Below are 14,309 nucleotides of genomic sequence, written 5' to 3'. Positions count from 1 at the left end.
GGAGTGTTTATGGACAGAAATGCACCCATTCAGGAATTGAATGGAGTTGGACCAAAAACTGAAAAAATATTGCAAAAACTTGGAGTATATACCGTTGGGGATATACTCCTTGCTTTTCCAAGGGATTATAAGCAGATGCCGGAGCCGGAGCATATCAGTGTGGCAGAGCCGGAGAAAGTCTATGCTTTTCATGTACGGCTGTGTTCTTCTCCGGTAACAAGAAGTACCAGAGCCATGCAGATATCTACTGCACAGTTTAGCGATGGAACAGGGAAAGTAGAGGCGGTCTGGTTTCGGATGCCCTATATCTGTAATCAGCTGAACCGGGAACCGGAAGTAATATTATATGGAAAGCTGACCTTAAAAAATAAGAAATATGTCATGGAACAGCCGGCAGTGTGGAAGCCGGATGAATACAGGAAAATGCAGATATCACTTCAGCCGGTATATCCGCTGACTAAGGGCATATCCAGCAAGCAGTTTGGTAAGCTTGTACGTACAGCCCTTGACAGTGTAAAAGAAGATGGTGAATATATTCCGGAAGAAATCTTAGCCCGCCATCAGTTTATGGGATTGAGAGAGGCATTGGAAAAAGTGCATTTTCCAACAGATTTAGAAGAACTGACCGGAGCAAGAAAACGTCTTGCTTTTGACGAATTTTTCTTATTTCTGCTGCAGATACAGCGGTTTAAGGAACATCACGAGCAGACGCCGAATGGATTTCCGGTAGTAAGGGATGAATTTATTGAGGTGGTGGCAGAACAGCTTCCGTTTCCACTGACAAATGCCCAGAAGAAAACACTGGCAGATCTGGAAAAAGATATATACAGTCCTTATGCCATGCAGCGGCTGATACAGGGGGATGTAGGCTCCGGTAAGACTATTCTTGCATTTCTTATTATGGCAAAATTTGCCCATGAAGGTTATCAGACTGCTATTATGGCACCAACCGAGGTTCTGGCAAGACAGCATTATGAGACCTTTCAGGAATGGATTGCTATGTTTGAACTGGACTTTCCTGTTATTCTTCTTACCGGTTCGTTGACCGCAAAGGAAAAACGTGAAGCATATGCGAGAATGGAAACAGAACAGAATGCCATGATAATTGGAACCCATGCATTGATACAGGAAAAGGCACTTTATCAGAAGCTGGCGCTGGTAGTAACGGATGAACAGCATCGTTTTGGGGTAAGACAGAGGGAGACGCTGGCAGATAAGAGCAGCCGGCTGCCACATGTACTGGTTATGAGTGCGACTCCGATTCCGCGGACCCTTGCAATAATTCTTTACGGAGATCTGGACATCTCGGTAGTAGATGAGCTTCCGGCAGAACGTCTTCCGGTCAAAAATTGTGTCGTTGGACCGAAAATGCGGGAGAAATCCTGGAATTTTATTTTAGATGAAGTTCAAAAAGGACATCAGGCATATATCATCTGTCCTCTGGTAGAAGCCAATGAGGAATTGGAATTGCAGGATGTTACTTCATATGTAAAGAAATTAGAACAATATTATGGAGACAGAATCAGCGTAGGATTACTTCATGGAAAAATGCGCCCGGCAGAGAAGAATAAAGTAATGGAAGCCTTTGTCACTGGTGAAATCCAGGTTCTGGTTTCTACAACGGTAGTGGAAGTAGGTGTAAATGTGCCGAATGCCACAGTTATGATGATTGAGGATGCACAGCGTTTCGGGCTGGCACAGCTCCATCAGCTGCGGGGGCGTGTCGGAAGAGGAAATGCACAATCCTATTGTATTCTTATGAATTCTTCCAATGGAAAGAATGCCAAAGAGAGATTGAATATTCTGGCGGGTTCTAATGATGGATTCTATATTGCCAGTGAAGATTTGAAAATGCGTGGACCAGGAGATTTCTTCGGAGTACGTCAGAGTGGTTTGATGGAATTTAAAATTGCAGATGTCTTTTCGGATGCCGATATGCTTTCTATTGCATCCGAAGAAGCAAAAGAATATGTCGAAAAGTGTAACTTAAACGATTGCGAAAAAGACATGAGACTTGAAACAACACTGAAAAATGCGTACAAAATGACAGAATACAACACAAATATTTAGAAAGTTTCGAAAAATTAAGGAATAATTTGTGAAAAGTTTACGAAAATTAACGCAAAATCCCTCGTTTTTATTGCTAAATTGCCTAAATGTTGATACAATAAGTACAAAATTACAATTTAGTGAAGGCGGGGGATATATTTTTATGGCTAAGAAGAAAAAAGGGAAGAAAATTAGCACGAAAATGTTAAGTGCAATGCTCCCGGTACTGATTCTTGGTATGGCTGTATTAGGGGCAGTCAGTGTATTTTCCAGTAAGCAGATTATTGACGATGAGATTGGGAAGGAAATGACGCTGAGTCTGGAAAACGAGAAGACAGAGGTAGAGTCACAGATGCAGTCTGCGGCAAGCCTTGCAAAACATATGGCTGGAATTGTTGGGATTACTTATGAAAATGAGGAACTGCTGGCATATGTTAATTTCTTAAATACCATGATTTATGAGGAGGATTTTATTTATGGTGCCGGAATTTATTTTGCACCGAATAAGTATGACTCCAAACAACGTTTTGTAGGACCTTATGTATACAAGGATGGAGATACGCCGATTCTGACTTATGACAGGAGCCAGTCCTCTTATGATTATGTAAGCAGGGATTTCTACAAGATTGTTTCGAATGGCGAAACAGAATCGAAGTTTACAAAGGCATATCATGATGAGGTTCTAGACTGTGATATGGTAAACTGTTCTGCACCGATGTATAGTGCAGATGGAACTTATATGGGATGCGTAACTGTTGATATTACGCTGGATGAGATTCAGAATCTGGTCAGCCAGATGTCAGTAGGAAAAACAGGAAAAGCATTTCTGATTTCATCGGATGGAACCTATCTTTATACACAGGATTCCGGTAAAATCATGAATGAGAAAATAACGGATTCTAAAAATAGTTCTCTTGCTAAAGTAGGAACAAAAATGTTAGATTCTGATAGTGGAAAAGCCTGCTTTACAGAAGGGATTACCGGATATACGGTATATTATGAGACAATTCCGGATCTGGACTGGAAACTTGGAATTGCGATTGAAAATTCAGAACTGAATGCACCGGTTATCAGCCTTGGGATTAAGTTGGCAATCATTGCGGCAGTGATTCTTATTATTATGATACTTGTGATTTTATCACAGGTAAAATCAGTTTCCAGACAGATTAATAGAGTTAAGAACTTTGCTGTACAGCTGGCAGAGGGTAACTTTAAAGTACAGTCGCTTGAGAGCAGACGCAGTGATGAACTGGGAGCAATGGGACAGTCTTTAAATGAAATGTATGGAAATAATAAGGACATGATTTCAAAAATCAGTGGTCATGCAAAACTTCTGAGTGATTCCAGCATTGAACTGAAGCGTTCGGTAGAGGAATTAAAGAAGGATTATGAGATGATAGAGTCACTGATGAATCAGGTTAATTCCGATATGACTTCCTCTAGCGCAGCGACGGAAGAAGTAAATGCTGCAGTAGAGGAAGTGAATTCCTCTGTTAATATGCTGGCTTCTGAGACAGAAAAGAGTCTGGAACTGGCAGGAGAAATTAAGAAGCGTGCAAATGGAATTGAAGATACCAGCCGCAGTGCTTATGAACTTGCCAATAAGCTTGCAGCGCAGAACAGAGCTGGTCTGGAGAAGAGTATTAAGAATGCAGATGTTGTAAAATCCATTGGCGCATTGGCAGAAGTGATTTCCGAAATCGCAGATCAGATTAACTTACTGTCCTTAAATGCTTCCATTGAGGCCGCCCGGGCAGGAGAACAGGGAAAGGGATTTGCAGTTGTTGCCGGAGAAATTGGCAATCTGGCAGGTGAGACTACAGCTGCAGTTAATAAGATTAAAGAAACAATTGGCGAAGTAGAACATGCCTTTAGCGGAATTGTGGAACAGTCACAGTCTATGTTAAACTTCGTGACAGATACGGTCGCACCGGACTACGATACTTTCGTCAATGTAGCACAGCAGTATGGAGATGATGCCCAGGCAATTGAAAAATTTTCCAATGATATTGCCCGGATGGCAACAAATATTGAGACAATCATTCACGAGGTCAGCCAGGCAGTGTCCAGTGTGGCGGAATCTTCCCAGAATACAGTGGATAATAGTGGACAGATTATGCAGTCTGTAAATTCAGTATCTGCAGTTGTTGGAGAGGTGTCTGAAATGTCTTCCCAGCAGGAAAAGATTGCCGGAGAATTAAAAGAGGTTGTCGGAAAATTCGTATTGTAATAAGTGTTACTGCATGTGTCATGATAGAAAAATGATATAGAAAGAAAAGGGGGAACCTGAGAAAGGGGCTGTTCACCGATTCCGGTGGACAGCCTCTTCTGACATCTAAGTGGGCAATGAAAAAGATGTGTTAACGTTCAGCCATCTGCTTTTCCTGCGCCTCAATCATTTTCTTTACCATATAACCGCCTACGGAACCATTCTGACGGGAAGTTAAATCCCCATTATATCCCTCAGACAGTGGTACACCTAACTCACTTGCAACTTCGAATTTGAAACGGTTTAATGCACTTTGTGCTTCTGGAACAGAAGATTTTTTCGAACGATTAGACATAGTAAATTTCCTCCTTAGCATTTGTATATAACCGAATGGTTACAATACTATTATCTACCGATAAAAAAGGATAATACTAATAAATATTCACTTTTTTGGAATAATCTTGAAAAAGCTCTTGACACATACAAGTATAATTGTATACAATTATTCAAGAATATTTGTGAATCAAAAGGAGTGTGTTCCATGAGAGAAGTCGTTATGAATGAAAAAACTAATCTATTACAGTTGGAAGAGCATTTTTATCAGCTTGTAGATGTTGAGGAACCAAATGTATTCCGCAATCTTTTTCCATATGAGGAAATTCCGAAAATTGCATTTAATGACAGAATCGTTCCGCATAATATGCCGGAGGATATCTGGATTACTGATACAACATTCCGTGATGGTCAGCAGTCAAGAGCACCATATACCACAGAACAGATTGTAACCATCTATGATTACTTACATAAATTAGGCGGACCAAAGGGTAAAATTCGTCAGAGCGAGTTCTTCCTATATAGCAAGAAGGATCGTGATGCCGTATATAAATGCTTAGAGCGTGGTTATAAATTCCCGGAAGTCACCAGCTGGATTCGTGCCAGCAAACAGGATTTCCAGCTGGTAAAAGATTTGGGACTGCGTGAAACCGGTATTTTGGTAAGCTGCTCCGATTATCATATTTTCTATAAAATGAAAATGACCAGAAGCGAAGTTATGAATCTTTACTTAAGTGTGATTCGTGAATGCTTAGAGACTGGAATCAGTCCAAGATGTCATTTGGAGGATATTACACGTTCTGATATTTACGGATTTGTAATTCCGTTCTGCTTAGAGCTGATGAAGTTAATGAAAGAATACAATATTCCGATTAAGATTCGTGCCTGCGATACCATGGGATATGGTGTAAACTTCCCGGGAGCAGTAATTCCGCGAAGTGTACCGGGTATCATTTACGGACTTACCACACATGCAGGAGTTCCTTCTGAATTGATTGAATGGCATGGACACAACGATTTCTATAAAGCAGTCAATAACTCGACCACAGCATGGCTTTACGGTGCATCCGGCGTAAACTGTTCCTTATTTGGTATTGGTGAGAGAACCGGTAACACACCTCTGGAAGCAATGGTATTTGAATATGCGCAGTTAAAGGGTACCCTGGATGGAATGGATACCAGAGTTATCACAGAACTGGCAGAATATTATGAGAAGGAATTGAATTATAAGGTTCCAAGCCGTACACCATTTGTCGGAAGTAATTTTAACGTTACAAGAGCAGGTATCCATGCAGACGGACTTTTGAAAAATGAAGAAATTTATAACATTTTTGATACCGAAAAATTCTTAAATCGTCCGGCACTGGTATCTGTTTCCAATACATCAGGACTTGCTGGAATTGCACACTGGATTAATACCTATTACCGTCTCAGTGATGACCGTAAAGTAGATAAGAATTCGGAACTGGTAAAGACCATCAAACAGTGGGTAGACGAGCAGTATGATGAGGGACGTGTAACTGTAATTACAGATAACGAACTTGTAGTACAGATAACTGACTGTTGTAAAAAACTCGGAATTGTATTATAAATTAAGGAGGCTTTATCGTGGGCGAAGAAGGATATTCTTTAAGCGGAAGAGTATTTCATACGATTCGTGAAAATATCTTATCCGGAAAATACAAGTGCGATGAAGAATTAAAAGAAAAAACCCTGGGTGATGAACTGGGTGTCAGCCGTACTCCGGTAAGAGAAGCCTTAAGGCAGCTTGAACTGGAAGGACTCGTCAGAATCATTCCAAACCGCGGAGCATTCGTAGAGGGAATTACGAAAGAAGACGTAAAAGATATCTATGAAATCCGTGCACGGCTGGAGGGACTTTGCACAAAGTGGGCGGCAGACAGAATTACCAAGGAGCAGATAGCGGAACTGGAAGAAAACATTTTTCTGGTGGAATTTCATGCTAAGAAGGAAAATTATGCACAGATATTGGAGCTGGATAATAAGTTTCATGAGGTGCTTTATGAAGCTTCCGGAAGCAAAATGTTAAAGCATGAATTGTCTGCATTTCATCATTATGTGGAAAGAGTTCGAAAAATCACTTTGTCAATGCCGGATCGTGTGGTAAAATCAAATGATGAACATAAAAAGATTGTAGAAGCATTGAAGCAGCACAATGCAAAAGAAGCAGAACTGCTTGCGACAAGTCATATGTTAAATACTATTGAAAATATGGATAATTATGGCTGGGACAATCTGCTGAAATAGTAAATGGAGGATAGAAAGATGGACAAAATTAAAATGACTACCCCTTTGGTTGAAATGGACGGAGACGAAATGACAAGAATCCTTTGGAAAATGATTAAGGATGAACTGTTATTACCATTTATTGATTTGAACACAGAATATTATGACCTGGGTCTTGAACATCGTAATGAAACGGATGACCAGGTAACTGTAGATTCTGCAAATGCAACAAAGAAATACGGTGTTGCAGTAAAATGTGCTACCATTACACCAAATGCAGCACGTATGACGGAGTACAACTTAAAGGAAATGTGGAAGAGTCCGAATGGAACTATCCGTGCAATGTTAGATGGAACGGTATTCCGTGCACCAATCGTTGTAAAGGGAATTGAGCCATGTGTTAAGAACTGGAAGAAACCGATTACCATTGCAAGACATGCTTACGGTGATGTATACAAGGCTTCTGAAATGAAGATTCCGGGACCGGGAAAATGTGAACTGGTTTATACAGCAGAGGACGGAACGGAAACAAGAGAGCTGATTCATAACTTTACCGGAGCAGGTGTTGTCCAGGGACAGCATAACTTAAATGATTCTATCGAAAGCTTTGCAAGAAGCTGCTTTAGCTATGCACTTTCTACCAGACAGGATTTATGGTTTGCAACCAAGGATACCATTTCCAAAAAATATGACCATACTTTCAAAGATATTTTCCAGGAAATCTTTGATGCGGAATATAAAGAAAAATTCGAAGAAGCAGGAATTACCTACTTCTATACCTTAATCGATGATGCGGTAGCCCGTGTGATGAAAGCAGAGGGCGGCTTTATCTGGGCATGTAAGAACTATGATGGAGATGTTATGAGTGATATGGTATCATCTGCATTTGGTTCCCTTGCCATGATGACTTCCGTACTGGTATCACCGGCAGGATATTATGAATATGAAGCTGCACACGGAACAGTTCAGCGTCACTATTATAAACACCTCAAGGGAGAAGAAACATCCACCAACTCCGTAGCAACTATTTTTGCATGGACCGGAGCACTTCGTAAGAGAGGTGAATTAGATGGCAACCAGGAGTTAAGCACATTTGCCGACAAACTGGAAAAAGCCTGTGTAGATACGATTGAATCCGGAAAGATGACCAAAGACCTTGCACTGATTACTACAATTGAAAATCCGACTGTATTAAACAGTGAAGACTTTATCAAGGCAATCCGTGCTACATTAGAGAAAATGTTATAAATTTTATACTCCGGGAGGGCAGAATAGTGTGCCGTCCCGGAATTTTCAGCTATAAAAAGCCCCTTGTAAAGAATGCTTTACTTATGGGGCGAAGAGAAAAAGTGAGGAGACTTCCATGATTTTAGCCTGTCAGAATATCAGTAAATCCTTTGGGACAGACACCATAATACAGAATGTTTCTTTTCATGTAGAAGATAATGAGAAAACAGCAATTGTCGGCATCAATGGTGCCGGCAAATCTACGTTATTGAAAATTATAGTGGGAGAGCTGGCACCGGACAGTGGCGAGGTAACCGTTGCAAAAGGAAAAACCATCGGTTATCTTGCCCAGTATCAGGATAAAGACAGCAACGAGACCATTTATAATGAAGTGCTTCATGCCTGCGATGCATTAATCGAAAAAGAAGAAAAGCTTCGTAAAATGGAAGAAGACATGCAGCATGTAAGCGCAGATGAATTAGAGAAATATATGGAGCAGTATAACCGTTTCAGCCATGCCTTTGAATTAGAGGGCGGACTGACTTTTCGCAGTGAGATAAACGGTGTGTTAAAGGGACTTGGTTTTTCGGAAAATGATTTCGGAAAGAAAATGTCAGAGTTATCCGGAGGACAGAAGACCAGAGTGGCATTAGGCAGACTTCTGGTAACCAAGCCTGACATTATCATGCTCGACGAGCCGACCAACCACCTTGATATGGCATCGATTGCATGGCTGGAAAACTATCTTTTGAATTATAAAGGAGCCGTAATTATCGTAGCCCATGACCGTTATTTCTTAGACCGGATTGTTACGAAGGTAGTGGAAATATCCCGCCATACGGCAACGGTATTTCCGGGAAATTATACCGCATATGCGAGGCAGAAGGAAATACAGCGGGAAAGTCTTTTGCGACAGTATTATAACCAGCAGCGGGAAATCAAGCACCAGGAAGAAGTAATATCCAAGTTAAAATCCTTTAACCGGGAAAAGTCCATTAAGCGTGCGGAAAGCCGTGAGAAGGCATTGGATAAAATAGAACGTATTGAGAAGCCAATCGATGAAAAAACAGATATGCATATTACATTGGAGCCGGAAATTACCAGTGGAAATGATGTACTTTCGGTGAAAGGTCTTTCAAAATCTTACGAGCATAAACTGTTTTCAAACATTGATTTTCAGATTAAGCGAGGGGAAAAAGTTGCTTTAATCGGAAATAACGGTACCGGGAAAACCACCATTTTAAAGATAATCAATGGAATTGTAGACGCAGATGCCGGGGAGATAAAGCTTGGAAGCAATGTGGAAATCGGATATTACGATCAGGAGCATCAGAACTTAGACCCGGATAAGACGTTATTTGATGAAATTGCAGATGCTTATCCGAATCTGAAGGCAACGAAGATTCGAAATGTGTTAGCAGCATTTTTATTTACGGATGATGATGTGTTTAAGCGGATTCGTGATATCAGTGGTGGAGAAAGAGGCCGTGTTTCACTGGCAAAACTGATGTTATCCAATGCTAACTTCTTAATTTTAGACGAGCCGACCAACCACCTTGATATTATGTCGAAGGAAATTTTAGAGTCAGCCATCAATTCCTATACCGGAACGGTGCTTTATGTATCCCATGACCGTTATTTTATTAATAAAACTGCCAGCAGAATTCTTGATTTAAAGAATGAAACAATTTTAAATTATATTGGAAATTATGATTATTATCTGGAGAAAAAGGAAGTTCAGGAGTTGGCGGCATTTGGCACAGCTACACAGGAACGTGCAGAAAATTCAGCAGCAAAAGGAAATGTCATTGTTTCCGATGGAACTGGAGAAAATAATGGAACAGAGCAGATATCCGGCGGAGGAAAACAGAAGTTAAGCTGGGAAGAAATGAAGAAACAGCAGGCAGCAAAACGTAAGCTGGAAAACGAATTAAAGCGTACAGAAGATGAAATTGCTAAGAGAGAGGCAAAGATAGAAGCATTAAATGATGAACTGTCAAAGCCGGGGGTAGCATCAAATTCCTATGAATTAAACAAAATCCATGAGGAGCAGATGCAGGAAGAGGCAGCGCTGGAAGAACTCTATGCAAAATGGGAAGAATTAAGTTTACAGAAAGATTGTTAAAGTTGTAACACATTGACATCCTTTCGGCAAGAAACTATAATTATTGTAGGGTATTGAGAGCAGGAGGAACTGGCAGAATGAGCAAAGAAATATCACAGGCAGTAATTCGTAGAATGCCAAGATATTACCGATATCTGGGGGAACTTTTAGATGAAGGGGTAGAACGTATTTCATCGAATGAACTGAGTGCAAGAATGAAAGTGACCGCATCGCAGATCAGACAAGATTTAAATAATTTTGGTGGTTTTGGACAGCAGGGATATGGTTACAATGTACAATTTCTGTATGAAGAAATCGGAAAGATTATGGGATTAAATGAACAGCATAATATTATTATTATTGGAGCTGGTAACTTAGGACAGGCACTTGCCAATTATGTGAAGTTTGAAAAACTCGGCTTCGTCATAGTAGGATTGTTTGACGTGAATCCGGAGTTATGCGGAAAATCCATTCGTGGCAATAAAATCGAAATGATTGATAAACTGGAAGAATTTGTAAAGACACATAAGGTAGATATTGCTACACTGACTATGCCGAAAGAAAAGGCAGATGCTGTGGCAAACCAGCTGGTAAGCCTTGGTGTACATGCAATCTGGAATTTTGCCCATGTGGATCTGGAAGTATTGGATGAAAATGTTGTAGTAGAAAATGTACATTTATCAGACAGCCTGATGCAGTTATCCTATAATATGACAAAGAACAAAAGGGAAAAGGAAACGCTGGAATAGAGGTGTTTTTGCATGAAAGATGACAAGGAATTTCTGGAAGCATTAGAAAGCAGAAAAGTACCAATACTTGTATTGGATCAGAAATGGCACAGACTTTTTGCGTTAAGCGGAAAAACCAGTGAAATCAAGCGGCTGGAAGAAAAGGTAAATCAGTTGTTAGAACAGCAGGGAAAGCTTAATAATGATTTGAAAGAGCTGAAAAAGACAAAGAATCAGTTAATGAAAAGCATTGTTGTCAACATGGAAGGAACTCATGAAGAAAATGAGGGGGATCTTTCTTCCAGAAAATTAGATGAAGACAAGAGACTGATTGATGAAGTCAATGTCAAAATGGAAGAAATTGAGGATGAATTAATTGAACTTCCACGAAATATAAACAGTGCAAATCAGGAACTTATGTTAGAAAGCATGCGTTACTGCTATGAGAGACTAAGACAGAACAGCAAAGAAGCAGATGAAATTACGGCCTGGATTGATAAGGTAAGGGTAGAACTTAAGAAAAATATCATCAAAAAACAGAACCGTGAAATCAACAACCGGCAGATTTATTCTTATATGCATGATATTTTTGGTGTGGATATTTTAAATATATTTGATCTGCGGCAGGAAGATGAAGACCGTCTGCAGGGAAAAAAAGCGGTGGAAAATGCGGACGAAAGGAATTAATTTATGGAATATCTTGTAAATTCCCGGGAAATGAAAACATGTGATACCAATACAATCGAACATTTTAAAGTGCCATCCATGGTTCTGATGGAGCGGGCAGCACTTTCTGCGATAGAAGTAATACAGGAAAAAGAAATTTCATGTAACCGCGTGCTGGTAGTGTGTGGAACCGGAAATAACGGCGGCGATGGTATGGCAATTGCAAGATTGTTATACTTATCCCACATTCCGGTTGAAGTATATATCTATGGAAATAAAGCACATTTTTCAAAGCAGGCAAAAGAACAGTATGAAATCTTGACATCATATGGTGTACCATTTATTGATGAAATGGAGGATGCAAATTCCTACAGCCTGATTATTGATGCGTTATTTGGCATAGGATTATCACGAAAATTAGATGATGAACTGGTGCACTTGATGGAACGGCTGAACCAGAGCAGTGCCCACCGGCTGGCGGTGGACATACCATCCGGTATCTCGGCAGATAATGGAGCTGTATTAGGTGGTGCATTCAAAGCAGATGATACCGTAACCTTTGCTTACTGCAAAACCGGAATGGTATTATTTCCTGGTGCAGAATACTGCGGAAATATTACGGTTAAGGATATCGGAATTGGAGAAGAAAGCTGGTTAGATAAAAGACCTGCAGCTTATGCAATCACAAAGGAAGATTTAAATTTTTTAAATAATCGTGCTGCTGATTCGAACAAGGGAACCTTTGGAAAAGTCCTTCTGGTTGCCGGAAGCGTGAATATGGCAGGTGCGGCGGTTCTTGCAGCAAAGGCAGCTTATCGCAGTGGCTGTGGTCTGGTGAGAATATATACACCGGAAGAAAACCGTATTATCTTACAGACAGCAGTGCCGGAGGCAATTCTTACTACCTATTCTGCAAAAAAGGCTGATACACAGCAGCTGATAGAATGCCTGTCCTGGGCAGATGTTATTATTTTAGGACCTGGAATTGGCAAAAGTGATGTGGCACACAGTATTGTAAAGACGGTACTTAAGAATGCGGCAGTACCAATGGTAGTAGATGCCGATGCATTAAATATCATAGCAGAGCAGACCGAACAGCTTCTTCGCCCGCATACGGAACTGGTATTAACGCCACATCTGGGGGAAATGTCCCGGTTAAAACAGCTTGCCATTTCCTATATCAAAGAAAATATTGAACAGGTTGCGGAAGATTTTGCAAGGGAATATAATGTAATCTGCGTTTTAAAAGACAGCAGAACGGTAACGGCAATTCCTTATGGAAAAACATTTATTAACCGGAACGGTAACAGCGGAATGGCTACTGCAGGAAGTGGTGATGTACTGAGCGGAATTATCGGAAGTCTGATGGCACAGGGCTTATCTGCAGAGCAGGCGGCACCGCTTGGGGTATATGTACATGCAGCGGCTGCAGATGAACGGAGCAAAACAGTTTCAAAGCATGGACTGACTGCAGGCGAAATTATAAACGGATTATCCGAAGTGTTGTCATAATAATAATTTGAGGTGAATGAAATGAAAAAATATAGCAGGGTATATGCCAGCGTGAATCTGGATGCGGCCATTGAGAATATGGAGGCAATGCACCGGCTTTTAAAGAAAGATACCAGCATGTTTGCGGTAATTAAAACAGATGGATATGGACATGGTGCAACGGAACTTGCCCGTGTATTAGAGCCGCTTCCGTATCTCCATGGCTTCTGTGTAGCCACAGTGGAAGAGGGCGTAATTTTAAGAAATCATGGAATTAAGAAGCCGATTCTGATACTCGGTTTTGCATTCCCGGATGAATATGAGATTATTGTAGAGCAGAAATTAGAACCTGCCGTATTTACGTATGAGATGGCAGTTGCACTTTCAGAAGCTGCAACAAAGAAAAGTCAGGATGTGGCAATACACATTGCAGTGGATACCGGAATGAGCCGGATTGGTTATCAGGTGGAAAAAGAAAATGCAGGAGAGATAGCGCAAATCAGTAAGCTGCCACATATAATAATGGAGGGGATTTTTACCCACTTTGCAAGGGCAGATGAAAAAGACAAAACGGGTGCCCATAAGCAGCTTGAACTGTTTCAGAAAATGATTGCAATGTGCAAAGAAGAAGGCGTTATTTTCCATCATGCACACTGTTCAAACAGTGCAGGAATTATTGATTTGCCGGAAGCAAATATGGACATTGTAAGAGCGGGAATTACATTATACGGACTCTGGCCATCGGATGAAGTGCAAAAAGACAGACTGCCAATGCACCCGTTAATGGAATTAAAGAGTCATGTTTCTTACGTAAAGACACTGCCGGCTGGAAGGGAAATCAGCTATGGTGGAACCTATACCACAACCAGAGAGACGAAGGTGGCAACGATTCCGGTCGGTTATGGAGACGGTTATCCGAGAACTTTATCTAACAAAGGTTCTGTACTGATTCAGGGAAAAAGAGTACCGATTCTTGGCAGAGTCTGCATGGATCAGTTTATGGTGGATGTTACTGATGTGCCGGATGTTGTTGTTGGAACAGAGGTAACACTTCTTGGCAGAGACGGCGATGAAATCATTACAGCGGAAGAAATCGGGGATTTATCCGGCAGATTCAATTATGAATTTGTCTGCTGTCTTGGCAAACGTATTCCAAGAATCTATTTCGAAAACAACAAAGAAGTAGAACATAAAGATTATTTTCAGGATTAGAACAGTATACACTCGATAAAATTGGTAATACTTTCAGTAAAAC

General features: G+C 40.7%; 11 protein-coding genes. 10 read left to right on the top strand and 1 reads right to left on the bottom strand.

Features of this window, described 5'->3' with window-relative positions:
- Nucleotides 1-9: 9 nt before the first annotated feature.
- Together recG and DWX65_RS01135 are read left to right on the top strand one after the other, a co-directional pair.
- Complete coding sequence (recG, locus tag DWX65_RS01140; RefSeq protein ID WP_118057435.1) at nucleotides 10-2,070, top strand: ATP-dependent DNA helicase RecG; 2,061 nt, start codon at nucleotides 10-12, stop codon at nucleotides 2,068-2,070.
- Between the two features lie 142 nt (nucleotides 2,071-2,212).
- Nucleotides 2,213-4,279 carry a methyl-accepting chemotaxis protein gene (locus tag DWX65_RS01135; RefSeq protein ID WP_118057436.1) on the top strand — a complete coding sequence of 689 codons (2,067 nt, stop codon included), beginning with the start codon at nucleotides 2,213-2,215 and terminating at the stop codon, nucleotides 4,277-4,279.
- A 130-nt stretch (nucleotides 4,280-4,409) separates the two neighbouring features.
- Here the strand turns inward: DWX65_RS01135 and DWX65_RS01130 are convergent, their stop codons facing one another.
- Complete coding sequence (locus tag DWX65_RS01130; protein ID WP_022243767.1) at nucleotides 4,410-4,613, bottom strand: alpha/beta-type small acid-soluble spore protein; 204 nt, start codon at nucleotides 4,611-4,613, stop codon at nucleotides 4,410-4,412.
- A 186-nt stretch (nucleotides 4,614-4,799) separates the two neighbouring features.
- Here DWX65_RS01130 and DWX65_RS01125 point away from each other — a divergent pair, with 186 nt between their 5' ends.
- The 8 genes from DWX65_RS01125 (at nucleotide 4,800) to alr (ending at nucleotide 14,266) form a co-directional block, all read left to right on the top strand.
- Nucleotides 4,800-6,182, top strand: coding sequence for an isopropylmalate/homocitrate/citramalate synthase (locus DWX65_RS01125; protein WP_022243768.1), 1,383 nt, complete (start codon nucleotides 4,800-4,802; stop codon nucleotides 6,180-6,182).
- A 17-nt stretch (nucleotides 6,183-6,199) separates the two neighbouring features.
- The gene (locus DWX65_RS01120; protein ID WP_117698399.1) at nucleotides 6,200-6,859 is read left to right on the top strand and encodes a GntR family transcriptional regulator; all 660 of its coding nucleotides are present in this window, start codon (nucleotides 6,200-6,202) and stop codon (nucleotides 6,857-6,859) included.
- Between the two features lie 18 nt (nucleotides 6,860-6,877).
- Nucleotides 6,878-8,086 (top strand): NADP-dependent isocitrate dehydrogenase, encoded by a 1,209-nt coding sequence (locus tag DWX65_RS01115; RefSeq protein WP_117841030.1) that lies wholly within the window; start codon nucleotides 6,878-6,880, stop codon nucleotides 8,084-8,086.
- A 115-nt stretch (nucleotides 8,087-8,201) separates the two neighbouring features.
- On the top strand, nucleotides 8,202-10,190 hold the full coding sequence (locus DWX65_RS01110; RefSeq protein WP_118057437.1) for an ABC-F family ATP-binding cassette domain-containing protein: 1,989 nt from the start codon (nucleotides 8,202-8,204) through the stop codon (nucleotides 10,188-10,190).
- Between the two features lie 77 nt (nucleotides 10,191-10,267).
- Complete coding sequence (locus DWX65_RS01105; protein ID WP_118172605.1) at nucleotides 10,268-10,918, top strand: redox-sensing transcriptional repressor Rex; 651 nt, start codon at nucleotides 10,268-10,270, stop codon at nucleotides 10,916-10,918.
- A 12-nt stretch (nucleotides 10,919-10,930) separates the two neighbouring features.
- Nucleotides 10,931-11,584, top strand: a complete 654-nt coding sequence (locus DWX65_RS01100; RefSeq protein WP_118172604.1) for a hypothetical protein — start codon at nucleotides 10,931-10,933, stop codon at nucleotides 11,582-11,584.
- 3 nt (nucleotides 11,585-11,587) lie between these two features.
- Nucleotides 11,588-13,075 (top strand): NAD(P)H-hydrate dehydratase, encoded by a 1,488-nt coding sequence (locus tag DWX65_RS01095; RefSeq protein WP_118172603.1) that lies wholly within the window; start codon nucleotides 11,588-11,590, stop codon nucleotides 13,073-13,075.
- A 21-nt stretch (nucleotides 13,076-13,096) separates the two neighbouring features.
- Entirely contained in the window at nucleotides 13,097-14,266 is a 1,170-nt protein-coding gene (gene alr / locus DWX65_RS01090) for an alanine racemase (RefSeq protein ID WP_118172602.1), read from the top strand.
- The last annotated feature ends 43 nt before the right edge of the window (nucleotides 14,267-14,309 follow it).

Source organism: Roseburia sp. AF20-18LB, from assembly GCF_003461185.1.
In the GTDB taxonomy this organism is placed as follows: domain Bacteria; phylum Bacillota; class Clostridia; order Lachnospirales; family Lachnospiraceae; genus Roseburia_C; species Roseburia_C amylophila.
The sequence above is the reverse complement of the archived record's forward strand: the minus strand, read 5'-3'. Positions and strand labels throughout refer to the sequence as shown.